The organism is Prauserella sediminis (assembly GCF_014195435.1).
In the GTDB taxonomy this organism is placed as follows: Bacteria; Actinomycetota; Actinomycetes; order Mycobacteriales; family Pseudonocardiaceae; genus Prauserella; species Prauserella salsuginis.
Genome location: NZ_JACIBS010000002.1, coordinates 122,977 through 145,568, shown reverse-complemented (window position 1 = coordinate 145,568; position 22,592 = coordinate 122,977). Strand labels below are relative to the sequence as shown.

Sequence of the window (22,592 nt, the reverse complement as noted above, 5' to 3'; positions counted from 1 at the left end):
TGCCACAGGCCCTCACGCGGCGGCGCTCTCACTCGGCAGCGCTCTCGCCCGACGGTGTTCTCTCTCGACGATGTTCTCTCTCGACGGTGTTCTCAGGCGGCCGTCTTCTCAGGCGCCGTCTTCGCAGGCGGCAGGGCCCTCACGCGAAGGCGGCCCTCACTCGGCCGGCACGAGGCGCAGCGCGACCGAGTTGATGCAGTAGCGCTGGTCGGTCGGCGTCGCGTAGCCCTCGCCTTCGAAGACATGCCCGAGGTGGCCGTGGCACGAGGCGCACAGCACCTCGACGCGCACCATGCCGAGGGACGCGTCCTTGCGCAGGATGACCGCGTCCGAGTCGGCCGGATCGTAGAACGACGGCCAGCCGCAGTGGCTCTCGAACTTCGTCGTCGAACGGAACAACTCGGCTCCGCAGCCCCGGCACTCGTAGACGCCTTCGGCGGTGGTGTCGGTGTACTCACCGGTGAACGGGCGTTCGGTGGCGGATTTGCGCAACACGGCATACGCCTCGGGGTCCAGTTCTGCACGCCACTCGTCGTCGGACTTGGTGACGCGCGGAGTGGTCTCGGCAGGAGTGGTGTTCGCGGCGGGATCCATACCGTCCAGATTACCCGGTCAGATGCGCGACGAAGGCGCTCAGCTGGTCCCAGGCCCCGACGACGACACCCAGCAGAAGCAGCAGAACGATCACCACGGCCGTCCACCAGCGCAGCCCGCTCGCACGGGTGCTGCCCTCGGCGAAGTCGGCGACCCCGCGCAGCGACCCTTCGACGGTGAACGCCGGATCGGCGCGCTGCATCCGGTTCAGGTGGTCGGCGAACTCCTGGGCCTCGGGATCGTCCGGGTCGAGCCCGACGAGCTCGTCGTCGAACAGCCGCCGACGGCGGGTGATGTCGTCATCCGGCATGGTGCCCACGGTAGGACATGTGCGATGGCCTGCCCACCTCGTCGCCGGTCAGCGCGACGAGGCGGCGGCCGGCCGGGTGTCGCCGTCGAGCTTCAGCTCGCCCCCGGAGCTGACGACCCGCACGGTGTGCGGCTGTTTGCCGTTGCCGAAGTCGAGCTGAACCTGGATGTCGACCGAACCGTCACCGTTGGCGCCGTTGGGGGCCGACGCGTCGGACCAACCGGACAGGCTGTGCTCGTCCCAGTACGTCTCGAACTCGTCCTCCGAGCCGTACACGGCCTGCGCGGCCGGGGTGAGCTGGTCCCAGTCGGGGTCGTTGTAGAACTCGCCGACCAGCGCGCCCGCCTCTCCCCAGGACACCGGCTCGCCCGCGTCGGAACGGGTGCTCGACGACGGGGCCGCCGACGACGACGTGGGTTGCGGTGTCTGCGACGGGCCCCCGCCCGCCGCGGGCTCGTCGTCACCGCTGAGCGCGAACACCAGGACGGCGGCCAGGGCGAGCACCGCGACACCGAGCGCGGCCAGCAGCAGTGGCTTCCGCCGCCTGCCGCCCGTGCCGCCGTTCGCGCCTTCAGCCGCCGAGGCCGAGGAGGCCACGGCCGGGCTGTCGGTGGCGGTCGCCTGCGGAGCCGCCGGCTGGTCGTTGCGCTGCCACGGTGCGGCGGGCTTGCGGCCTCCGCCGTGGTCGGAGACGGCGGGCGAGACCGCGGTAGCCGCCAGCGGCACACCGGCCGCGGCTGCGCCGCCGGCCAGCTGAGCGAGCTGGTCCTGCGCCTCGCTCATGGTGGGGCGTTCCGTGGGCTCGGTGCGCAGCAGGCTCATCAGCAGCGCGGTCGCCTGGCCCGAGTACTGGGGCGGGTTGATCTGGCCGTTCGCCGCGGAGTACAGCAGGGCGAGCTGGTTGGTGTTGTCGCCGTACGGCGGCAGACCCTCGATCGCGTGGTACAGCGTCGCGCCGAGGGCGAACACGTCGGACGCCGGTGTCGGGTCGGCGCCGCGGGCGAGCTCCGGGGCGAGATACGCGGGCGTCCCTCCGATGAGCCCGGTCTGGGTGAGGGTGAGGTCGCCGCTGGCCCGCGAGATGCCGAAGTCGGTGATCTTGCAGACGCCGGCCGAGTCGATCAGCAGGTTGCCCGGCTTGATGTCGCGATGCACGATGCCCGCGCGATGGGCCGCGACCAGCGCCGCCGCGACCTGTTCGCCGATGCGCGCGACCTCGGGTACCGGCAGCGGGCCACGCTCGGCGAGGATCGCCGACAGGCTCTGCGACGGCAGGTACTCCATGACGAGCACGGGGTCGCCGTCGTGCTCGGCGATGTCGAACACGACGATGGCGTTGGGGTGCTGGAACCGGGCCGCGTTCTTCGCCTCGCGCATGGCGCGTTGGCGCACGGTCGTGCGCTCGGTCTCGGACAGGCCGGGCTGCGTCAGGATCTGTTTGACGGCGACCGACCGTTCGAGGCGTTCATCGACGGCGCGCCAGACGATGCCCATGGCGCCGCTGCCGACGTGCTCTACGAGGCGATAGTGGCCTGCGACCAACTGACCGGTGTCGATGACGCCTACTCCTCGGGTACTGCTCGGCTGCTGCTCGAGTCCGTCGCCGATGCCGGGACGGCTCGAGTTCTCGGAAGGACCGGTGCGCCACCCCGCTAGCGCCCGTGTCGAGTGTAGCTGCCCGGTACGGCCTGCCCGACCGAACCGCCTGCCGACTAGTCGGCTGCCTCGTCCGTCCGGGACGCCGTGTCGGCCATGGGGCCGCGGGCCGGTGCCGCCGTTCGGATGACACGCAGCAGGCCGGCTGCGCCGAGTGCGGCGAACACGGCGTAACAGACCAGCAGCGCAGGCGGCGTGCCGCCGGTCAGGGCGTCACCGAGTACGACGACGGCGATCGTGCCCGGCACGCTGCCGAGCGCGGTGCCGACGAGGTACGGCCGAAGTGCGATCGACGACACACCGCAGCAGTAGCTCAGCGGTGCGAACGGCACGACCGGGATCAGCCGCAGCGAGGCGACGGCGAGCATACCGCCGCCGGAGAGTCGCGCGTTGACCGCGTGCACCGGAGTGCGGTGCAGGTGGCGGGTGACGAACTCCCGGCCGAGGAGGCGTGCGAGCAGGAAGCCGCACAGGCCCGAGAGGACGGTGGCGGTGGTCGCGACGAGCACGCCTGCGACGTGCCCGAGCAGCAGTCCCGCGGCGAGGTTGAACACGGTGCGGGGGATGGGTGCGACCGTGCACACGACGTAGGCGACCAGGAATGCGGCCGCGCCGGCCCCACCTGCCTCGTCGGCCCATGCACGCATCTCCGCCGGGGTGGGGATCGGCAGCAGCAGTGCCGCGAGAACGAATGCCGCGAGCAGCGAGATCCCGAGAAACAGCTTGGTCCGGCGCGGCACGGATCAACCGTAATGGACCGTGGGGCCGCTCACGCGTCGTGGTGGACGGAGCCGTCGTAGCGCACGTCCCCACCGGCGGTCAGCGTGCCCAGATCACCGGTGGTGAACCATTCGGCGTCGGCCGTCTCGTCGGTGCCGGAACGCGGTTCGGGCACGCAGGCGCCGCGCAGCTCGATCACGCCCCTCTCGCCGGCGGCCGTGGGTTCGCCGGACTCGGGGTCGGTCACGCGAATGTCGACGTCGGCGCACACCGGGTGACCGCCGCCGAGCCACCGGTCGGCGGTCGGTCTGCCGGTGGGCCACACCGCGAACGGCGCGAGCACTCCGGACGGGGCGTAGAAGCCCCGGGCCGGTATGCCGAGTTCGTCGAGGCTCTGCGCGGCATCGGCGGAGGTGGCGTTCGCGATGCCGACCCACCGGAGCGCCGGCAGTGAGGCACCGGCGTCGCGGCCGTGGGCGTGGCAGGACTTGGCCAGCCGCATGGCGGTCGGCTCGTCGGCGGCCAGGTGCGTGGCGCCGAACCGGGCGAGTTCGCCGGGCAGGGTGGATTCGTCGAGATTCGGGTCGAACAGGTACGTCGCCCCTCCGGCGAGCGCGGCGAGGGCGAACGACCACGCGATCGGCCGCGTCGCCGGGCGGGTGCACACGACGAGGTCGCCGTCGCCGAGTCCGAGCGCGGTCGCCGTCGAGGTCGCGTGCCGCACCACGACCGACTCCCGGTAGCACGCCAGGCCCGGCGCGAACGCCACGGCGGGTTCGTCGCCGCCGGTCTCCGGCATCGGCATACCCGCGGTGGCGGCGCTGGGCTGCCATGCGCCGCCACCCAGGTCCCACGGCGACGGGTCGACCGGCGGCTCGGACCGCGGACCGGGCACGACGGCGACGGCGGGCGCCGGATCACCCGGAGAGGCGGCGCGTTCGGCGCGGAGGCGGTCGATGAGTGCCACGGGCACGTCCCGGTCGAGCGCGAGCACCCGCGGCCGCGCGTCCGTCACGGCGCGGGCCAGGTCGGCGACCGGGGCGGCGGGGTCGAGTCCGAGGGCGCACGCGCCGAGCGAGGCCGTCGCGATCTGCCAGCCGAACAGGTCGGACCAGTTCGGCAGGCACACGGCGACGACGTCACCACGCCCCACACCCGCCGTCGCCAGGTCCGCGCGTAGCTGCAGCGTGCGCCGCCACAGTTCGGAGCGGCTCACGTGGACGGGCTGCACGGGATCGGCGTCGATCGCGATGATGGCGTGTGGGTCGTGCTTGGTCAGACCGGAGAGCAACGACAGAAGATTCACCGCGCGCCAGCGAAACATTCCCCATGCCCTCCGTCAAGTGATCGCGGGCCGGGCGCCTGTCATGATCGACACCGGTGGGCACGGCCCGCGCGAGCCCGGGACGGGGAACCGATGGCGCGGTCCGGAGCCGGAGCCGGCCGACCCGGGGTGTCGGGCCGTCCCGAGGATCGGGTCAGGCCGGGCAGAGCGTGCCGTCCCGCGGCACGTCGCCGTCGACGAGGAAGCCTCGGACCGCGTCGGTCACACACGACGAGCTCAGCGCGCCGTGTCCGGCTCCCTTCCACGACACCTGCACCGCGGACGGCATCTGGTCCGCGGCCCGGACGGTTCCCTTCCCCGGCGTGACCGGATCGGTCTCGGTGCTGGCGACCACGATGGGCGGGGCCTTGTCGGAGGCGATCCCGCCGCTCCGGTCGGACCGGGTGGGCCACGGGCTGCACCACACGAGTTCCTGGGCGACGGTCGCGCCGAAGACGGGATGGTCGCGCGCCAGCTTGCGGGCGGTCGAGGCCAGCTGGTCCGCAGGCAGTCGGGTGGCCGTGTCGTTGCATCGTGTCGCGATCGTGCCGTCGAGCCGGGCGGCCGAGGCCTGATCCTCGACGAGGTGCGGGCGGACGAACCGGAACAGCGGGTTCGGGTCGCCGGCGCGCGCCGAGGCGACGGCGTCGGCCAGGTCGGACCAGCGATCCCGGTCGGCCAGCCCGGTCAGCACCGCGCGGAGGGCGAGCTGCGGGGTGAGCCGGTAGCCGTCGGAGGTCGGCGGCGCGCCGCGGCCGAGCCGGTCGGTCAGCGCGGTCACGTCGGCGCGCAGATCGCGGCCGAGCTGCTCGCCCGCGGCGTCGAGGGTGGCTTCCGCGTCACGGGCGACACCACCCAGCACGCCTGCCTGATCGTCGGACGGGTCCGGCATCCCGTCGAGAACCATCCGCCCGGTCTTGCCGGGGAAGCGGGCGCTGTACATCGCGAGCACGCGGGAACCCTCGCCGTGGCCCAGAGCGTGGAGCCGGTCCATGCCGAGGTGCTCGCGGAGCGTGTCGAGGTCGCTGGTGGTGCGTTCACTGTCGAGGGCGCCCTGTTCGTCCTCGAGCGCGATGGCGCACTGCTGCCCCGCGGTGCGGGCGGCGTCCAGCGGCCGTTCGACCCCGGCCGACGGGTCACTGTCGAGCAGCGTCGCGCGTTCGTCGGACGGGATACAGCGCACGGCGTCGGAACCGCCCGTGCCGCGACGGTCCACGCCGATGAGCGAGAACCGTTCCAGCAGCTCGTCGGGCAGCGTCGCGGCCAGCTGCGCCGCGTACAGCGTGCCGGGCCGGCCGTCGACGTCGTTGACCACGACCAGCGGCACCGGGCCGTTGCCGGCCTTCAGGACCGACATGCGGGCCAGTCCCTGCCCCGGCATGCCCGGCGGATCGAGGGTGGTCGTGAGGTACGCACATTCGTAGGTCAGGTTCCGGCGTGCGGCGCCGCCCAACTGCTGCCGGGTGTCGGCCGCACAGTCCGACCAGTCGAGTGCGGACGGTCCGGGCTCGCCGAGCGGCGGCAACGGCTGCTGTGACTCCTCCCGGTCGCGGTCGGTGGGCGCCGGGGCGTCGTTCTGGACGACGGCGGGCCGGGTCGAGGGGCCGACCGTGCAGCCTGCGACGACGAGGACGGGCAGCAGGGCGGCCAGCACGGCCCGTCGGTACCGGCGACGTGGCGGATGGCGGCGCGGCAACGGTCAGGTCCTCACTCGGGTCGTTCGGCGGTGCCCCGCGCTGAGCGGGCGCGCACCGGCTACGGCGCACCGAGGCCGGTGCGCGGCGTTACTGTCGCACGGCGGCGGTGAGCACGCCGTGAGGGCCGCCCGGTGGCAAATGCTTCCGGACCGGGCGGCGCGCAGCGTCGTTCCGGGACGGCTGGTCCGGCGGTCGCCTGCCGGGCCGGAAGCCCGCGTACGTGACGGGGGCGGGCCGTCCCCGTCACCGTGTCAGGCTCGCCGGTAGCGGGCGAGCAGGAACCCGTCCTCGTGCAGCAGCGACCGCAGCGTCATGTCCCGGGGCGTCGAGGGCAGACCCGCGACGATCCGGCCCGGTCCGGGCCCGGCCAGCAGCGGCGCGTAAGTCAGGCACAGCTGGTCGACCAGGTCTGCGGCCACGAGGGAGGCCAGCAGGTGCGGTCCGCCCTCGCAGTCGATACGGCGGAGGCCGCGTTCGTCGAGCAGGCGGATCGCCGTGGCCGGGTCCACCGTGTCCTCCCCGGCTAGCAGTACCTCGGCGCCCGCGTCGGCGAGCGCGGCCCTGCGGTCGGCGGGTGCGTCGGCGGCCGTGACGACCAGGGTGGGCACCGCGGTGTCGGTGATGACCGGCGCGTCCGGCGGGATCGAACAGCGGCGGGTGACGACGGCGATCGGCGGCACGTCCGACAGACCGTGGCGGTGTCTGCGTGCCCGGCGGGTCTCGGTGGTGCGGGCGCCGCCGTAGTTCTCGGCCAGCGCGGTGCCCGCACCCACGAGCACGACGTCGGCCAGGTCGCGGCCGAGTAGGAACACTCGCTTGTCGGCCGTGCTGGACAGGCCGTCGGACCGTTCGTCGACGCTCACCGCTCCGTCGGCGGAGGTGACGAAATTGGCCTGGACCCACGGGCGGTCGAGGTCGGCGGGGTAGCCGTAGAGCGCTTCGAGGTCCTCGTCGGACAGTTCCGGCGGAGCGGCGGGGCCGGCGCTGGGATCGGACGTCGTGCCGGGATCGGATGCGGTCGGCAGGGGCCACAGCTGATGCACTCCGCCATCCCAGCATGTGCCGTCGTGGTCCGCAGCACCGTTGGGCGCTTGGCGGCCCAGGTCACATCGGGGACGGGACGGGTGGGGGCGAGGACTAACCTGAGGAACATGGCTGTCGAGAAGCTGACCGAGCGTCGTCCCGAGATCGGCGCGGACGAGCTGATCACCACGCTCGTGCCCCCGCCGCGGTTCGACGACGTGCGGCTCTCGACCTACATTCCCAATCCCGATGAGCCGAGTCAGGCCGCCGCGATCACCGACTGCGATGCCTTCGCCGAGCGTGTCGGCGCGGCCGGCGCCAAGCGGTCCGGGCTGCGCGGGCTGTTCGGCCGCAGGGGATCCGGCGGCGATGCGGGCGACGGCAAGCTCGGGCTGTACCTGGACGGCGGCTTCGGGGTCGGCAAGACTCACCTGCTGGCGTCGATCTGGCACGCGGTGCCCGGGCCGAAGTCGTACGGCACGTTCGTCGAACTGACCCACGTCGTGGGCGCGCTCGGGTTCGGGGAGGCGGTGCGGCGGCTGTCGGAGCACCGGCTACTGGCGATCGACGAGTTCGAACTCGACGATCCGGGCGACACCATGCTGGTCAGCCGGCTGCTCAAGGAGTTGACGTCGGCGGGCGTGTTCGTCGCCGCCACCTCGAACACGCTGCCGGACAAGCTGGGGGAGGGCCGCTTCGCGGCCGAGGACTTCCTACGGGAGATCCAGGCGTTGTCGGCGAAGTTCGGCGTCGTGCGCGTCGACGGACCCGACTACCGGCACCGCGGCCTGCCCGAGCCACCCGCGGCACTGTCCGAGGACACGCTTCTCGCGTCGGCCGAGCAGCGCCCCGGCTCGACACTCGACGACTTCGACGCGCTGTGCGAGCACCTGGCGAGCCTGCATCCGTCCGCGTACGGCCGGCTGGTCGACGGGGTGCCGGCGGTGCACATCCGCGGCATCCGCGCCGCCGACGACCAGGCCATCGCGCTGCGGCTGGTGGCACTGGCCGACCGGCTCTACGACCGGGCGATCCCGGTGCTGGTGTCCGGCGGCTCGCTCGACGCGCTGTTCACCCCGGAGATGCTGGCCGGCGGCTACCGCAAGAAGTACCTACGCGCCGTCAGCAGGCTCACGGCTCTCGCGCGGGACGCCGAGGCGTCCGCGCCGGTCTCGCACGGCTAGTCGCGCCACGACAGCCAGCCTCGCCACGATGAGCGTCGCGGCCACGGCGAGCGCGGCACCTCCCACGACGTCGGTGGCGTAGTGGTAGCCGAGGCCGACCATGCCGAGTCCGGCGAGTGCCGTCAGCGCGACGGCGGCGGCCACGAGCATGCGGCGCCACGAGGGCGGGGCCATCAGGATCGCCACGGTGAGTGTCGAGACGAGGGCGGCGGTGTGCCCGCTGGGGTAGGCGAGGTGGTCGTCGTACCAGCGGGCGAACAGCGGTTTGCACACCCAGGTGGTCAGGGCGATGGTCAGCGCGGGGCAGGCGACGGCCGCTGCCGCGAGATCCCAGCGGCGCCGCCACAGTGCGCCTCCGGTGAGCAGTGCGAGGATCGCCAGCCACACCGGAGGCTCGGTCGGTAGCACCAGGGCGGTGAGCACGCCCGTGTCGAACCGTTCGGCGAACGCGGCCACGGGTGCGTCGACGGCGGTCGGCGACCGTCCGCCCGCGACGACGGCACCCGTCCCGAACAGGACGACGATGCAGGCGAACGCGAGCGGCATGGCGGCATCGTAGGGCGGTGCCGGTGGGGAGTGCCGGGCGCGGCGCGGTCGGGCCGGGGTGGATCGCACCTCGGCGCGTGACCTGCTCAGGGAATGTAACGGGCTGCGATTGCATGTAAAATCGGGTCATGGCCGGAGTGAACGAGACGACCGCGGCCCGGACGAGGGTCGCCGACGCGGTCTGCGAACGACTGCGCGAGATGATCTTCACGGGTGAGCTTCCCCCGGGTGCGCGGCTGAGTGTGCCCGCGCTCGCCGAACGACTGGAGGTCAGCCGCAGTCCGGTGCGCGACGCGGTGTTGCGGCTGGTGCAGGAGCGCCTCGCCAGGGAGGAACCGCGCAGGGGTGCCGTCGTTGCGTACGTGGGGGCGGCCGAACTGGTCGCGATCTACGAGGTCCGGGAGGTGCTCGAAGGGCTGGCGGCCCGGTTGGCGGTCGAGAACGCCGGCCGCAGGCTGGTGCGAGCACTCCAGGAGACGCTCGAGGATCACGAGGCCGCCACGCGCACGGCGGATCTCGCGGCGAGCACCGAGGCGGACCTGCGGTTCCACCGGCTCATCCGGGAGGCCTGCGGCAACGCCGAGGTCGTCCGGCTCCTGGATGATGTGCAGACGCAGGTCCGGCTCGCCATGCGCACGACGACGGTCACCTCGGGGCCCCGGCAGGCGCTCGACGACCACCGTGCAATCCTCACCGCGATCGACGCCGGCGACGCCACGGCCGCTGAACAGGCGGCGCGCGCCCACATCTTCCGGTTGCGGGTCCTGTTGCAACAGCAGGCCGAGGCGGGTGCATGAGCCGCATCGTCGACGCGCGCCTGCGGGTCATGCGCGCCCCGGTCGGCGACGGCATCGCGATGTCGTTCTCCCCGTTGCGCCACCGTTCCGCGGTGCTGGTGGAGCTGACCACCGACGACGGACTCACCGGCAGGGGGGAGAGCTGGACCAACTATCCGCCGTGGGCCGTGCGGGAACGGGTGGCGACCCTGCGGGAGGGTGTGTTCCCGCTGCTGCGGGGTGAGGACGCGACGCGGATCGCGGCGCTGCACCGGCTCCTGTGCACGCAGCTGGACCCGCTGGGCAGGCAGTGGGGCGCGCCGGGTCCGATCCGGCAGGCCATCAGCGGCGCCGACCTCGCGCTGTGGGACCTCGCGGGACAGCGTGCGGGGTGTGCGGTCGCGGCACTCGGGGCGGGCAGGGTCCGGGACCGAGTTCCGGTGTACGCGAGCAGTCTCGGGCCCGATCACGTCGGGCCCATGGCGCGGTCGTGCGTGGCGGCAGGACACACCGCGGTGAAGGTCAAACTCGGCTTCGGCCGCGCGACCGACGAGCGCAACCTCGCGGCCGCGCGCGATGCGGTGGGCCCCGATGTGGCCTTGTACGCCGACGCGAACCAGGCGTGGGATGTGGCCGAGGCGGTCGCGATGGCGCCGTTGCTCCGGGACGCGGATGTGTCGTGGCTCGAGGAACCGCTGCGGCGCAATCCGCTCGACGGGCTCGAGGAGCTGCACCGGCGCACCGGGCTGGTCCTCGCCACGGGAGAGAACCACTACGGCGTCGAGGAGTTCCGTTCCCTCGCCGCGTCGCCTGCGGTCGCGATTCTGCAACCGGATCTGGCCAAGACCGGCGGGTTGACCGAGACGATGGCGATCTGCCAGCTCGCGGCGGCGCACGGCAAGCGGGTCTTCCCGCACCTGTACGGGGGAGCGGTCGCCTTCGCCGCCACGTTGCAGCTCGCCGCCCTGGCCGAGCCGGTGGCCGCGGTCGAGTACGACGTCAGGGACAACCCGCTGCGCGATCCGCTGCTCCGTGATCCGCCTACGCCGTCCGGCGGGGTGATCGACGTGCCAGGGCGGACCGGGCTCGGGGTCCGGCTCGACGAGGCCGCCGTGGCGGCGGTCACCGAGTCCGAGGACCGTGCCGTGGCCTGAGCGTCGGCGCATGGACGGCCGCGCGCCCGCGGTCGAACGATGCATGGAGCCGGCTCTATCCGGATATTGCATGTAATTTGGCGAGATCATATGCTGCACAAGTTCATTGCATGCACAGAGTGCTCACGGTGGAGTGACGATGGCGTCAGAACACACCCGGTCCGACCGTCGCAGCCAGGCGTGGTTCGGGCTCGACGGCAAGCTCGGGTTCGTGCATCGGTCGAAGATGTACAACCAGGGGTACTCGGCGTCGATGTTCGACGGGCGTCCGGTGATCGGCATCGCGAACAGTGCCTCGGACCTGGCTCCGTGCAATGCACACCTGCGGCAGGTCGCCGAGGCCGTCAAGCGCGGTGTACTGATGGCCGGTGGGGTCCCGTTCGAATTCCCGACGATCTCGCTCGGCGAGACGCTGATGCGGCCCTCGGCCATGCAGTTCCGCAACCTCATGGCCATGGACGTCGAGGAGACGTTGCGTGCCAACCCGCTCGACGGCGTGGTGCTGCTCGGCGGTTGCGACAAGACCGTCCCGGCGCAGCTGATGGGCGCGCTGAGCGCCGACCTCCCGATGGTGATGGTCACCGGCGGCCCGATGCTGAACGGTAAGTTCCAGGGCTGCGACGCGGGATCCGGTACGCACGTGTGGCAGTTCAGCGAAGAGGTGCGCGCGGGCCGGATGAGCCGGGAGGACTTCGCTGCCGCCGAGGCTTGCCTGTCCCGCAGCGCCGGGCACTGCACGACGATGGGCACCGCCTCGACGATGGCTTGCCTGACCGAGGCACTCGGTCTCTCGTTGCCCGGCAGCGCCGCGATCCCGGCCGTCGACGCGCAGCGGCACCGCATCGCCGAGCAGGCGGGCGGCCGGATCGTCGACATGGTGGAGCAAGGCCTCGTTCCGTCGTCCGTTGTGGACCGCCGGTCGTTCGAGAACGCGATCCGTGTCAACGCGGCTATCGGCGGGTCGACGAACGCCGTGGTCCACCTGCTCGCGATCGCCGGGCGCGCGGAGGTCGAGCTGGCGCTCGACGACTTCGACACGCTCGCCGCGGATGTCCCGCTGCTGGTGGATCTGTTGCCGTCCGGCCGGTTCCTCATGGAGGAGTTCTTCCATGCGGGCGGGCTGCCCGCGGTGATCCGCGAACTGGGGGAGCTGCTGCACACCGACGCCGCCACCGTGACGGGCCGCAGCCTCGGTGAGAACTGCGCCGACGCGCCGAACTGGCGGACCGACGTCGTCCGCACCCGGGCCGAACCGGTGCACGAGGCCGGTTCCCACACCGCCGTCGTTCGCGGCAACCTCGCACCGGACGGTGCGGTGATCAAAGTGTCGGCGGCATCCGAGGACCTGGTGCGGCACACGGGCCCGGCGCTCGTGTTCGACACGATCGAGGACTACCACGCCAGGGTCGACTCGCCGGATCTTCCGGTGGACGCCTCGACGGTGCTCGTCGTGCGGGGAGCCGGGCCTGCGGGTTATCCGGGCATGCCCGAGATCGGCAACCTGGCCATCCCGAAGAAGTTGCTCGACGCCGGAGTGCGGGACATGGTGCGCATCACCGACGGGCGGATGAGCGGCACCTCCTACGGGACGGTCGTGCTGCACGTCGCGCCCGAGTCGGCACGAGGTGGGCCGCTGTCACTGCTGCGCACGGGTGATCGCGTGACGCTGGACGTGCCCGGCCGACGGATCGACATGGACGTGTCCGACGACGAGCTCCGCCGCAGAGCCGCCGAGAGCCCGGCGCCGACCGGGACCGGATCCGGTTACGAGTGGCTGTATCGCACCCACGTACGGCAGGCCGACACCGGTGCCGATTTCGACTTCCTCGTGGGCAGACGGGGACACGCCGTGCCCCGCAGGCACCTGTAGTGGCCCGAACCGACCGTCCCCGCAGAAGGTGAGGAGACCATGGCCGACGACGTCCTCCGACAGGTCCGGCAGCACCGCGCGATGGTGATCTACCGCGGACAGTCCATACGGGAATGTCTCGACCTCACCGCGTTGCTGCGGGACGAGGGAATCCGGCTGTTCGAGGTGACGCTGAACTCCGACGAGCCGTTCGCCGTGATCCGCGCGTTGCGGGACGAGTACGGCGACGGCCTCGCCCTCGGTGCAGGCACCGTGATGACCGCCGACGACGTCTCGCGTGCCGCTGAGGCGGGCGCTCGGTTCGTGGTTTCCCCGCACGTGGACGAAGCCGTCATCGAGCGGGCGAAGGAACTCGGGCTCGGTGCGGTGCCCGGCGCGTTCACCCCGACCGAGGTGGTGCAGGCGGTGCGGCTCGGCGCCGACGTGGTGAAGGTGTTTCCGATCGCCCCGGTGGGCGTGGGACACCTCCGGCAACTCAAGGGGCCGCTGCCCGATGTTCCGATGTTGGCCACCGGCGGCGTGGGCCCCGACCTCGCCCGTGCGTGCCTGGACGAGGGCTGCGCGGGTGTGGGCGTCGGCGTGCAGCTGCTCGGTGTCCCCGGCGACCCGGACACGGTGCGCACACAGGCACGCCGCCTCGTCGAGGCGGTGAGCTAGCAGCTCCACACCCGTCCACCAGGCCTCCCGGCAACGACGCCGACCCCGAAAGGAAGCCTCGTCATGTCGACCAAGGACGTGCCCGACACTCCCATCGAGGACCCCTACCGGCTCCGCGCGGACGACGTCAGAGAGCCGCCGACGACATTGCGCGGCAGGCTGCGTCACCTCGGTCCCGGCATCGTGCTCACCGCTTCGGTGGTGGGATCGGGTGAACTGCTTGTCACGACGTCGCTGGGGGCTCGCGCCGGGTTCGTCCTGTTGTGGCTGGTCATCGTCGGCGCCGCCGTCAAGGTGTGGGTGCAGATGGAGCTCGCCCGCTGGGCGATCCTCAACGGCAGGACCGCGCTGGCGGGCTATTCCACGATCCCGCCGAAGATCGGCCCCATGGGCTGGATCAACTGGTTGTGGATCGGTCTCGACATCGCGAAGAACTTCCAGCGCGGCGGCGTGATCGGTGGTGCCGCGGCCGCGTTCTCGATCCTGTGGCCCATCGTGGGTGAGCCGCTCAGCGGCGCGTCGCTCAGTACGTGGGCCGTCATCGTCACCGCGCTCACCATCGGACTGCTGCGCAGCAACCGCTACAGCGTGGTCGAGATGATCACGACGTGGTCGGTGGCGCTGTTCACGTTGAGCACGGTGGCGCTCGTGCTGGCGCTGCCGTTCACGCCGTTCGCGTACAGCCCCGGAGATTTCGGCGACGGCCTGAGCTTCGCGATTCCCGCAGGCACGGTCGGCCTCGCGGTCGCGATGTTCGGCTCGACCGGCGTCGGTGCCGACGACATGACCAACTACACCTACTGGTGCCTCGAGAAGGGGTACGCGCGCTGGACCGGCGCAGACGACGGCACGGAGGAACGGGCGCGGCGCGCCGAGGGCTGGATCAAGGTGATGCAGCTGGACGTGTTCGTCTCGTGGCTGATCTGCACGGTGGCCACGCTGTCGTTCTACGTGGTCGGTGCGAGCGTGTTGCACTCGCAGAATCTGGTGCCCGAGGGCAACCAGGTGATCACCACCGTCTCGCGGATGTACACCGACACTCTCGGCCCGTGGGCCGAGGCGTTGTTCCTCGTCGGTGCGATCTGTGTGCTGTTCTCCACCAACATCGCCTCGGCGGCCGCGGTACCCCGGCTGTGGACCAACACGCTCGGGCTGATGGGTGTGATCGACTGGTACGACGCCAGGGTCCGTGCGCGGGTACTGAAGATCTTCACGGTGTGTCTGCCGGTCCTCTGGATGGTGATGTTCCTGTTCGTGCGCTCGCCGTTGGTGCTGATGCAGATCGGCGCGATCGCGACCGGGATCTTCCTGCTGGCGGTGCTCGTCGCCGTGTGGCGGCTGCGCGCCACGGAGGTCGACGCGCGGTTCAAACGCAACGGGTGGCTCACGGTCGCCTTCGTCATCAGCAGTGTCGCCATCACGCTGCTGGCGGTCTACACCGTGATGGAGGTGGTGGGTCTCGAACTGTCGGGCGCATAGCGGCGGGTAGGTGGCGATGCGCGGTACCGTCGGGGGTGGCCGGCGCGCGGGAACCACCCGGTGCATCCCGCCGCGACGTCGCGCCCGTTGCCGTTCCGGCCGCGGCGCCCGTCACCCGTTGCCGCAAACCGAGCGCACGCGATCAAGGAGGCTTTCCGAGATGACCTATCCGGACACCCGGCTCTTCATCGACGACGACTGGAGGGACGGGGAGGACGGACGTTCCCTCGACGTGCACAACCCCGCGACCGGCGAGGTCATCGGCCAGGTGGCCCGCGCCTCGCGGCGGGACCTCGACCTCGCCGCCGACTCGGTGCGCCGTGGCTTCGAGGTGTGGCGTGACTACACGCCCGCGCAGCGGGCCGCGATCATGCACCGCGCCGCCGGACTGGTGCGCGAGCGGGTCGACGAGATCGCCGATCTGATGACCCGTGAGCAGGGCAAGCCGCTGTTCGAGGCCAAGGGCGAGATCCTGGCCGGCGCGGACATCATCGACTGGTTCGCCGACGAGGGGCTGCGCGTCTACGGCCGCACGGTGCCGCATCGCGGCGACCCGACGATCCGCCAGCTCGTGGTGAAGGACCCGGTCGGCCCAGTGGCGGCCTTCACGCCGTGGAACTTCCCGATCAACCAGGTGGTGCGCAAACTCGGCGCCTGCCTGGCCACGGGCTGTTCGATGGTCGTGAAGGCGCCGGAGGAGACGCCGGCCAGTCCGGCGGCGCTGGTGCGCGCGTTCCAGGACGCCGGCCTGCCCGCGGGTGTCCTTGCGCTCGTCTACGGCGATCCCGCGGAGATCTCCGAGTACCTGATCGCGCACCCGGTGATCCGCAAGATCACGTTCACGGGCTCGACCGCGGTCGGCAAGCAGCTGGCCGAGCTCGCCGGCAGGCACATGAAGCGGGTGTCGATGGAGCTGGGCGGACATGCGCCGGTGATCGTGTGCGAGGACGCCGACGTCGAGCGCGCCGTGAAGATCATGGCCAAGGCCAAGTTCCGCAACGCGGGCCAGGTGTGCATCTCGCCGACGCGGTTCCTCGTCCACGAGTCGGTGCGGCAGGACTTCGCCAAGGCGTTGGCGCAGTCGGCCACCGGCGTGTCCGTGGGTGACGGCCTGGCCGAGGGCACCGAGATGGGTCCGCTGGCCAACAGCAGGCGCCTCGACGCGATGGCCTCGCTGTACGACGACGCCGTGGGCCGCGGGGCGGCCACCCTCGCGGGAGGTGAACGGATCGGCGACGCCGGGAACTTCTGGGCGCCGACCGTGCTCGACGACGTTCCCTCCGACGCGCGGCTGTTCAACGAGGAGCCGTTCGGACCCCTCGCCGCGATCCGCGGGTTCACCGACCTCGACGAGGCGATCACCGAGGCCAACCGGTTGTCCTACGGGCTCGCCGGTTATGCCTTCACCCGCTCGCTGGCCGCCGCGGACACGCTGACGCGGAAGGTGGAAGTGGGCATGCTGTGGGTCAACATGCCCGCCATGCCGTCGGCGGAGCTGCCGTTCGGCGGCGTGAAGGACTCCGGCTACGGCTCCGAAGGCGGCCCCGAGGCGATGGAGGCCTACCTGAACACCCGTTCGGTCAGTATCGCGCACTGAGCCACTCCCGGCCGGTCCGGCGCAGCGGCATCCGCCACGGCGCCGGACCGGCCCGGCTCGGTCGTTCTCCAACCGGTGTCGTTCTCGGACCGGATCCTCGTCCTCGGCTCAGTCGTCGGAGGACTCGGCCGCGAGCTTGCCGGCGTCGATGGCGGCGACCAGTTCGGCGTGGTCGGCCTCGGTCCGGTCGGCGTAGCGCACGGCGTAGCGGCCGACCGCCTCGTCCATGTCGCTGTCCTCGGCGAAGTAGGCCGCCAGCAGGCGCGGGTCGAGCGAACGGGTGTGGGCCCGCGCGAGTAGCGCCCCGGCGAGCCTGCCGTAGTCGTCGAGATGCCCGCCGTCGAGACCGGTCGGGTCGATGTCGCCCTTCATGTTGCGGAACTGGCGCACGATGTACGCCCTGCCCTCGATCGTCGTCCAGCCGAGCAGGATGTCGGTCTCGGCCTGCACCAGGCGTGCGCCGTGCACGATGCGGTGTCCCTCGTGATCCCACGGCTCGGGGGTGAGGACGTCGGCCAGCGCGGACGGGCATGCCTCCTTGAGCTGCAGCACGAGTGCCTCGTCGCCGTTGCCGCGCAGCAGTGCGATGTACCCGCGGCGGCCGACACTCCCGGTGCCGACGACGCGGAAGGCCACATCGGACACCGAGTAGCGGGCGATGAGGTTGCGCCGGGACTCCCGTAGTGTGTCCACGTAGGACTCGAGGCCGGCGATCACGGCGTCGGCCGTGGCATCGTCGACGCGAGTGCGCTTCGGCGGTTCCTCGGTGAACCGCCACTCGCTCTCGCCCGAACCGTGGGAATACTCCTCGGTGCGCTTCGCCGCGATCTTGGCACTCGTGTTCTTCCGCGCCTTCGCGGCGGCCTTCTCGAAGTCGTCGATCAGCTCGTCGGCCTTCGCCTTCTCCACGACCGACGAGTCCGGCAGCGCGTTCCACGACCGCAGAAACGGCACCTCGGCGAGTTCGCGCACCGTGCGGCGGTAGGACTTCACGACGTCCTCGGCCGCTTTCAAGCACTTCCCGTCCGACACGCCGCCTTCGCGGCCCGCGAGCACGAGACTCGTCGCGAGGCGCTTGAGGTCCCACTCCCACGGCCCCGGCACGGTCTCGTCGAAATCGTTGATGTCCATGACGATCTCGCCCTCGGGGGTGCCGTAGAGCCCGAAGTTCGCCGCGTGGGCGTCGCCGCACAACTGGACGTGCAGTCCGCTCGACGGCGTCCCCGCCAGGTCGGTGGCCATCAGTCCGGCGGCGCCGCGGTAGAAGGCGAACGGGGATGCGGCCATCCGGCCGTGCCGTAACGGCAGCAGATGCGGCAGTCGTCCGGCGTTGCTCGCCTCGATGTAGGCGAGCACGTCCGGGCGCTGCGGATTCGCCGCGTCGTGGTCGTGGGAGGTGGGCGGCGTCGCGTCCCGCAACGCCTTGCCACGGGCGACGACCTCGTCGGTGCTCACCGGCGTGCGCAGATCGATCATGGCCTCATTCTGCCCGCGCCGGGTACCGCCGGGGTCAGCCGGTAACCACGGCTTCGATCGCGTCGATCCCGCGGTCGAGTTCGGCCTCGGTGATCACCAGCGGCGGCGCGATCCGCAGTGTCGAGCCGTGGGTCTCCTTGCAGAGCACGCCGCGTTCGCGCAGTGCCTCGGAGGCCTGCCGGCCGGTCGGCCCGCCGGGGGCGATGTCGACCCCCGCCCAGAGCCCGCGGCCGCGGATCGCGCTGACGCCGTGGCCGACGAGCCCGGACAGTCGGCCGTGGAGGTGTTCGCCGAGCGCGGTGGCACGCTCGGCGAACTCGCCGGTCGACAGCAGCCGCACCACGGCACGACCGACGGCGCAGGCCAGCGGGTTGCCGCCGAACGTCGAGCCGTGTTCCCCCGGCCGCAGCACGCCGAGGACGTCGCGGCGGCCGACGACGGCCGACACCGGCACGATGCCGCCGCCGAGGGCCTTGCCGAGGGTGTACAGGTCCGCCCGCACGCCCTCGTGCTCCAGCGCGAAGATCGTGCCCGTGCGGCACAGGCCGGACTGGATCTCGTCGGCGATGAGAAGGGCGCCGGCCTCGTCGCACAGCCTGCGGACCTCGGCCAGGTATCCGGCGGGCGGGACGATGACGCCGGCCTCGCCCTGGACCGGTTCGACGAGCACCGCCGCGGTGTGGTCGGTGATCGCACCGGCGAGCGCCTCGGCGTCGCCGTAGGGCACGACGTCGAAGCCCGGGGTGAAGGGACCGAAGTCGGCGCGTGCGTCGTCGTCGGTGGAGAACGAGACGATGGTCGTGGTGCGCCCGTGGAAGTTGTCGGAGGCGACGACGATGCGCGCCTGCCCGTCGGGCACGCCCTTCACGCGGTGGGCCCACTTGCGCGCGACCTTGATGGCGGATTCGACCGCCTCGGCGCCGGAGTTCATCGGCAGCACCATCTCGGTGCCGGTCAGCTCGGCGAGCTCGCGGCAGAACAGGCCGAACTGGTCGTGGTGGAAGGCGCGGGAGGTCAGCGTGACCCGGTCCAGCTGCGCGGTCGCGGCGGCGACGAGATCCGGGTGCCGATGCCCGAAGTTCAGGGCCGAATAGCCGGACAGGAAGTCCAGGTACGTCGTTCCGTCGACGTCGGTGACGGTGGCGCCCTCGCCGCCGGCGATCACGACAGGCAGCGGGTGGTAGTTGTGCGTGCTCCACTGCTCGTCGAGCGCGATGTAGTCGGCCGTGGCCGCCGGGGCGGCCTCGGAGGGCGTGGGCGTGTCGGCAGTGCGGTCGGCGAACGTCGTCATGCGTTCAGATTAGGGCCGATCGGTGCCGAGATCAGCCGGAATGCATTGCGCAGAAGCGAGGATCGTTGCGTGCTCGTCCGCATCAAGCGGTGATTCGTTGTTCCCGCGGCGGCGAGTTGTGCGGCGCCGCGGCCGCGGCCGTGGCAGCGCGGCTGCCGGGTCTGCCAGAGTGTCCTTCCGTGACAGACGATCTCTCCTTCCTCCGCGCACAGGCCCGCACCCAACGGTTCACGCTCGGCACGCCCCGGCAGTTCCAGGCCACGCCCGACGGCGAGCGCGTGCTGTTCCTCCGCTCCGAATCCGGCCACGACCGGCGCAACAGCCTGTGGCAACTCGACGTCGCCTCCGGCGAGGAATCGAAACTCGTCGATGCGGCCGAGCTGTTGCCCGGCGAGGAGGACCTGCCCGCCGAGGAACGGGCCAGGCGCGAGCGTGCGCGGGAGACGTCGGGGGGTGTCGTCGGCTACGCGACCGATGCCGAGGGCGCGGTCGCGGCCTTCTCGCTGTCCGGCAGGCTCTACACCGCCGACCTCGCCACGGGTGCGGCGCGGATGCTCGTGGACGCCGCGGTGATCGATCCGCGGCCGAATCCGCAGGGCACCCACGTGGCCTACGTCGCGGACCGGCGGCTGCACGTGGTGGACCTGGCGACCGGTGACGATCGGGTCGTGGCCGGGCCGGAGGAGACCGACGACGAGGACGTCAGCTGGGGGCTGGCCGAGTTCATCGCGGCCGAGGAGATGCGCCGGGTGCGCGGCTACTGGTGGTCGCCGGACGGGCGGAGCCTGCTCGTCCAGCGCAGCGACCGCTCGGAGGTGCCGCGCTGGCACATCGCCGACCCGGCCAACCCCGCGGCACCGGTGAACACGGTCGCCTACCCGGCGGCCGGCACCACGAACGTCGCCGTGTCGCTGGCGGTCGTCACGCTCGACGGGGTCCGGGTGGACGTGCCGGCCGGCGAATGGGAATACCTCGTGGCGGTGCACTGGTCGGCGTGTGGGCCGCCGCTGCTGACCGTGCAGTCGCGGGACCAGAAGTGCCTCGAGATCCGCGCCCTCGACGTCACCGACGGGTCGACGCGGCTGCTGCACACCGAGAAGGACCCGGACTGGGTCGAGATCGTCCCCGGGGTCCCCGCGTGGACCCCGGACGGGCGGCTGGTGCACGTCGGTGTCGCCGAAGGGGCGTACCGGCTGTTCGTCGACGGTGCCCCCGTGACGGGCACGGACCTGCAGGTGCGTTCGGTCATCGACGTCGGCGACGAGGTGCTGTTCAGCGCCTCCGACGACGATCCGACCCAGATTCACGTCTACCGCACCGAAGGCGGTGCGGTGCGGCGGCTGTCGGACGGGGTGGGTGTCCACAACGGAGCCGGGACGGCCGAGACGGCGGTGCTCGCTTCGTGGAGCCCCGACTACGCCGGCATTCGCGTCTCCGTGCTGGCCGGGGGCGAGCGCGTCGGCGACATCGCGTCCGTCGCCGCCGACCCCGGCCTGGTGCCGAACGTGCACTGGCTCGAACTGGGGGAGCGCGCGCTGCGTGCGGCGCTGGTGCTGCCCACCGGTCACGAACCGGGCGAGGGGCCGCTGCCCGTACTGCTCGATCCCTACGGCGGGCCGCACGCACAACGGGTGTTGCGCAGCAGGAACGCGATGCTCACCCCGCAGTGGCTGGCCGACCAGGGATTCGCCGTGCTCGTCGTCGACGGCCGGGGATCGCCGGGGCGCGGGCCGGAGTGGGAACGGGCGATGGCCGGTGACCTCGGCGACGTCGCGTTGGCCGACCAGGTCGACGCGCTGCACGCTGCGGCGGAGCGGTTCGGCGACCTCGACCTCGGGCGGGTCGCCATCCGCGGCTGGTCGTTCGGCGGTTATCTGGCGGCCGCCGCCGTCCTGCGCAGGCCGGACGTGTTCACCGCGGGCGTCGCGGGCGCCCCGGTGACCGACTGGAGCCTGTACGACACGCACTACACCGAGCGCTATCTCGGCGACCCCGACGAACGGCCGGAGGTCTACGAGCGCAACTCGCTGATCACCGACGCTCCGGAACTGGAACGCTCACTGCTGATCGTGCACGGGCTCGCCGACGACAACGTGTTCGTCGCCCACGCACTGCGGCTCTCGTCGGAGCTGCTGGCCGCGGGACGGGCGCACACGTTCCTGCCGCTGGCCGGGGCGACGCACATGACGCCACAGGCCGAGGAGGTCGCCGAGAACCTCATGCTCACGCAGGTGCGCTGGCTCAAGCAGCAACTCGGCGCGGAGGTGGGTGCGTGACCGGCCGATGGGGGCTGACGGTTCCGCTCGAGGGACTGTCGCTGCCGGAGCACCGCGAGCTCGTCACGCAGCTGCCGGATCTCGGCTACACGGACCTGTGGTCGGCCGAGGCCAACGGCGCGGACGCGTTCACGCCGCTGGTGCTGGCCTCGCAGTGGGCTCCCGAGCTGCGGCTCGGCACGGCGATCGCGCCGGTGTACACCCGCGGTCCGGGCTTGCTGGCGATGAGCGCGGCGAGCGCCGCCGACTGCGCGCCGGGCCGGTTCGTCCTCGGCGTCGGGACGTCGTCGCAGGTCATCGTGGAGAACTGGAACGCGGCCGAGTTCACCGAGCCGTACGCGCGCACCCGCGACACGGTGCGGTTCCTGCGCACCGCGCTGGCGGGCGAGAAGGTCACCGCGGAGTACCCGACGTTCACGGTCCGCGGGTTCCGGCTCGGCCGCCCGCCCGAGACGCCGCCGCCGGTGATGGTCGCGGCGCTGCGGCCGGGGATGTTGCGGATGGCGGGCCGCGAATCCGACGGGGCGATCACCAACTGGCTCGCGGCCTCCGACGTTCCGGCGGTGCGCGGCGAACTCGGTGCCGACGCCGAACTGGTGGCGCGCATCTTCGTGTGCCCGGTCGACGACGCAGACGAGGCACGGGCGCTGGCACGCAGGCACATCTGCGCCTATCTGACGGTGCCGGTCTACCGCGCGTTCCACGACTGGCTCGGGCGCGGCGAACGGCTCGCACCGATGCAGGAGGCGTGGGCGGCGGGCGACCGGAAACGTGCCGTCGAGCTCGTACCGGACGACGTGGTCGACGAGCTGGTCGTGCACGGCAGTCCGGACGCCTGCCGGGACGGTGTGCGCGCCTACGCCGAGGCGGGCGTGACGACGCCGGTGCTGATGCCGCTGACCACGGGCGGCGATCCGGCGGGCCTGGTGCGCGCGCTCGCGCCCGAGTGACCGATCGCCCGG

Annotated in this window: 19 protein-coding genes; 9 read left to right on the top strand and 10 right to left on the bottom strand. The window is 71.9% G+C overall.

What is annotated here, in order from left to right:
- Positions 1–156: 156 nt before the first annotated feature.
- The 7 genes from msrB to FB384_RS19025 form a co-directional block, all read right to left on the bottom strand.
- Positions 157–594, bottom strand: a complete 438-nt coding sequence (gene msrB / locus FB384_RS19055) for a peptide-methionine (R)-S-oxide reductase MsrB (RefSeq protein ID WP_183786002.1) — start codon at positions 592–594, stop codon at positions 157–159.
- A 10-nt stretch (positions 595–604) separates the two neighbouring features.
- On the bottom strand, positions 605–904 hold the full coding sequence (locus FB384_RS19050) for a hypothetical protein (protein WP_183786000.1): 300 nt from the start codon (positions 902–904) through the stop codon (positions 605–607).
- Between the two features lie 48 nt (positions 905–952).
- The gene (locus tag FB384_RS19045) at positions 953–2,446 is read right to left on the bottom strand and encodes a serine/threonine-protein kinase (protein WP_183785998.1); all 1,494 of its coding nucleotides are present in this window, start codon (positions 2,444–2,446) and stop codon (positions 953–955) included.
- A gap of 170 nt (positions 2,447–2,616) precedes the next feature.
- Positions 2,617–3,300 (bottom strand): TVP38/TMEM64 family protein, encoded by a 684-nt coding sequence (locus FB384_RS19040; protein WP_183785996.1) that lies wholly within the window; start codon positions 3,298–3,300, stop codon positions 2,617–2,619.
- Between the two features lie 29 nt (positions 3,301–3,329).
- Positions 3,330–4,586, bottom strand: a complete 1,257-nt coding sequence (locus tag FB384_RS19035; RefSeq protein ID WP_183785994.1) for an AMP-binding protein — start codon at positions 4,584–4,586, stop codon at positions 3,330–3,332.
- A gap of 172 nt (positions 4,587–4,758) precedes the next feature.
- Positions 4,759–6,258, bottom strand: coding sequence for an alpha/beta hydrolase (locus FB384_RS19030; protein WP_323985310.1), 1,500 nt, complete (start codon positions 6,256–6,258; stop codon positions 4,759–4,761).
- A gap of 294 nt (positions 6,259–6,552) precedes the next feature.
- Entirely contained in the window at positions 6,553–7,344 is a 792-nt protein-coding gene (locus FB384_RS19025; RefSeq protein WP_407676097.1) for a pyrimidine reductase family protein, read from the bottom strand.
- Between the two features lie 108 nt (positions 7,345–7,452).
- Here FB384_RS19025 and zapE point away from each other — a divergent pair, with 108 nt between their 5' ends.
- Positions 7,453–8,508, top strand: coding sequence for a cell division protein ZapE (gene zapE / locus FB384_RS19020; protein ID WP_183785990.1), 1,056 nt, complete (start codon positions 7,453–7,455; stop codon positions 8,506–8,508).
- On the opposite strand, the gene FB384_RS19015 is transcribed toward zapE, so the two are convergent.
- Positions 8,437–9,054 carry a phosphatase PAP2 family protein gene (locus FB384_RS19015; protein ID WP_183785988.1) on the bottom strand — a complete coding sequence of 206 codons (618 nt, stop codon included), beginning with the start codon at positions 9,052–9,054 and terminating at the stop codon, positions 8,437–8,439. The two genes, zapE and FB384_RS19015, sit on opposite strands and share 72 nt — an antisense overlap.
- A gap of 128 nt (positions 9,055–9,182) precedes the next feature.
- On the opposite strand from FB384_RS19015, the gene FB384_RS19010 reads away from it, so the two are divergent.
- From FB384_RS19010 to FB384_RS18985, 6 genes are all read left to right on the top strand, one after another.
- A complete protein-coding gene (locus tag FB384_RS19010; protein ID WP_183785986.1) occupies positions 9,183–9,851 on the top strand; it encodes a GntR family transcriptional regulator in 669 nt (222 codons plus the stop codon).
- Positions 9,848–10,984, top strand: a complete 1,137-nt coding sequence (locus FB384_RS19005; protein WP_183785984.1) for a mandelate racemase/muconate lactonizing enzyme family protein — start codon at positions 9,848–9,850, stop codon at positions 10,982–10,984. The genes FB384_RS19010 and FB384_RS19005 overlap by 4 nt, the downstream gene beginning before the upstream one ends.
- 139 nt (positions 10,985–11,123) lie before the next feature.
- On the top strand, positions 11,124–12,854 hold the full coding sequence (locus FB384_RS19000; RefSeq protein WP_183785982.1) for an IlvD/Edd family dehydratase: 1,731 nt from the start codon (positions 11,124–11,126) through the stop codon (positions 12,852–12,854).
- 39 nt (positions 12,855–12,893) lie between these two features.
- On the top strand, positions 12,894–13,511 hold the full coding sequence (locus FB384_RS18995; RefSeq protein WP_183785980.1) for a bifunctional 4-hydroxy-2-oxoglutarate aldolase/2-dehydro-3-deoxy-phosphogluconate aldolase: 618 nt from the start codon (positions 12,894–12,896) through the stop codon (positions 13,509–13,511).
- Between the two features lie 63 nt (positions 13,512–13,574).
- Positions 13,575–14,990 carry an Nramp family divalent metal transporter gene (locus FB384_RS18990; protein ID WP_183785978.1) on the top strand — a complete coding sequence of 472 codons (1,416 nt, stop codon included), beginning with the start codon at positions 13,575–13,577 and terminating at the stop codon, positions 14,988–14,990.
- A 160-nt stretch (positions 14,991–15,150) separates the two neighbouring features.
- Positions 15,151–16,587 (top strand): NAD-dependent succinate-semialdehyde dehydrogenase, encoded by a 1,437-nt coding sequence (locus FB384_RS18985; protein ID WP_183785976.1) that lies wholly within the window; start codon positions 15,151–15,153, stop codon positions 16,585–16,587.
- 108 nt (positions 16,588–16,695) lie between these two features.
- On the opposite strand, the gene FB384_RS18980 is transcribed toward FB384_RS18985, so the two are convergent.
- Both FB384_RS18980 and rocD read right to left on the bottom strand, forming a co-directional pair.
- Positions 16,696–18,063 (bottom strand): DUF2252 domain-containing protein, encoded by a 1,368-nt coding sequence (locus FB384_RS18980; protein ID WP_183785974.1) that lies wholly within the window; start codon positions 18,061–18,063, stop codon positions 16,696–16,698.
- Positions 18,064–18,097: 34 nt separating this feature from the next.
- Positions 18,098–19,354, bottom strand: coding sequence for an ornithine--oxo-acid transaminase (gene rocD, locus FB384_RS18975; protein WP_183785972.1), 1,257 nt, complete (start codon positions 19,352–19,354; stop codon positions 18,098–18,100).
- Between the two features lie 179 nt (positions 19,355–19,533).
- Here rocD and FB384_RS18970 point away from each other — a divergent pair, with 179 nt between their 5' ends.
- Both FB384_RS18970 and FB384_RS18965 read left to right on the top strand, forming a co-directional pair.
- A complete protein-coding gene (locus FB384_RS18970; RefSeq protein ID WP_183785970.1) occupies positions 19,534–21,630 on the top strand; it encodes a S9 family peptidase in 2,097 nt (698 codons plus the stop codon).
- Positions 21,627–22,580 (top strand): LLM class F420-dependent oxidoreductase, encoded by a 954-nt coding sequence (locus FB384_RS18965; protein ID WP_183785968.1) that lies wholly within the window; start codon positions 21,627–21,629, stop codon positions 22,578–22,580. Before FB384_RS18970 ends, FB384_RS18965 begins: the two co-directional genes overlap by 4 nt.
- Positions 22,581–22,592 lie beyond the last annotated feature (12 nt).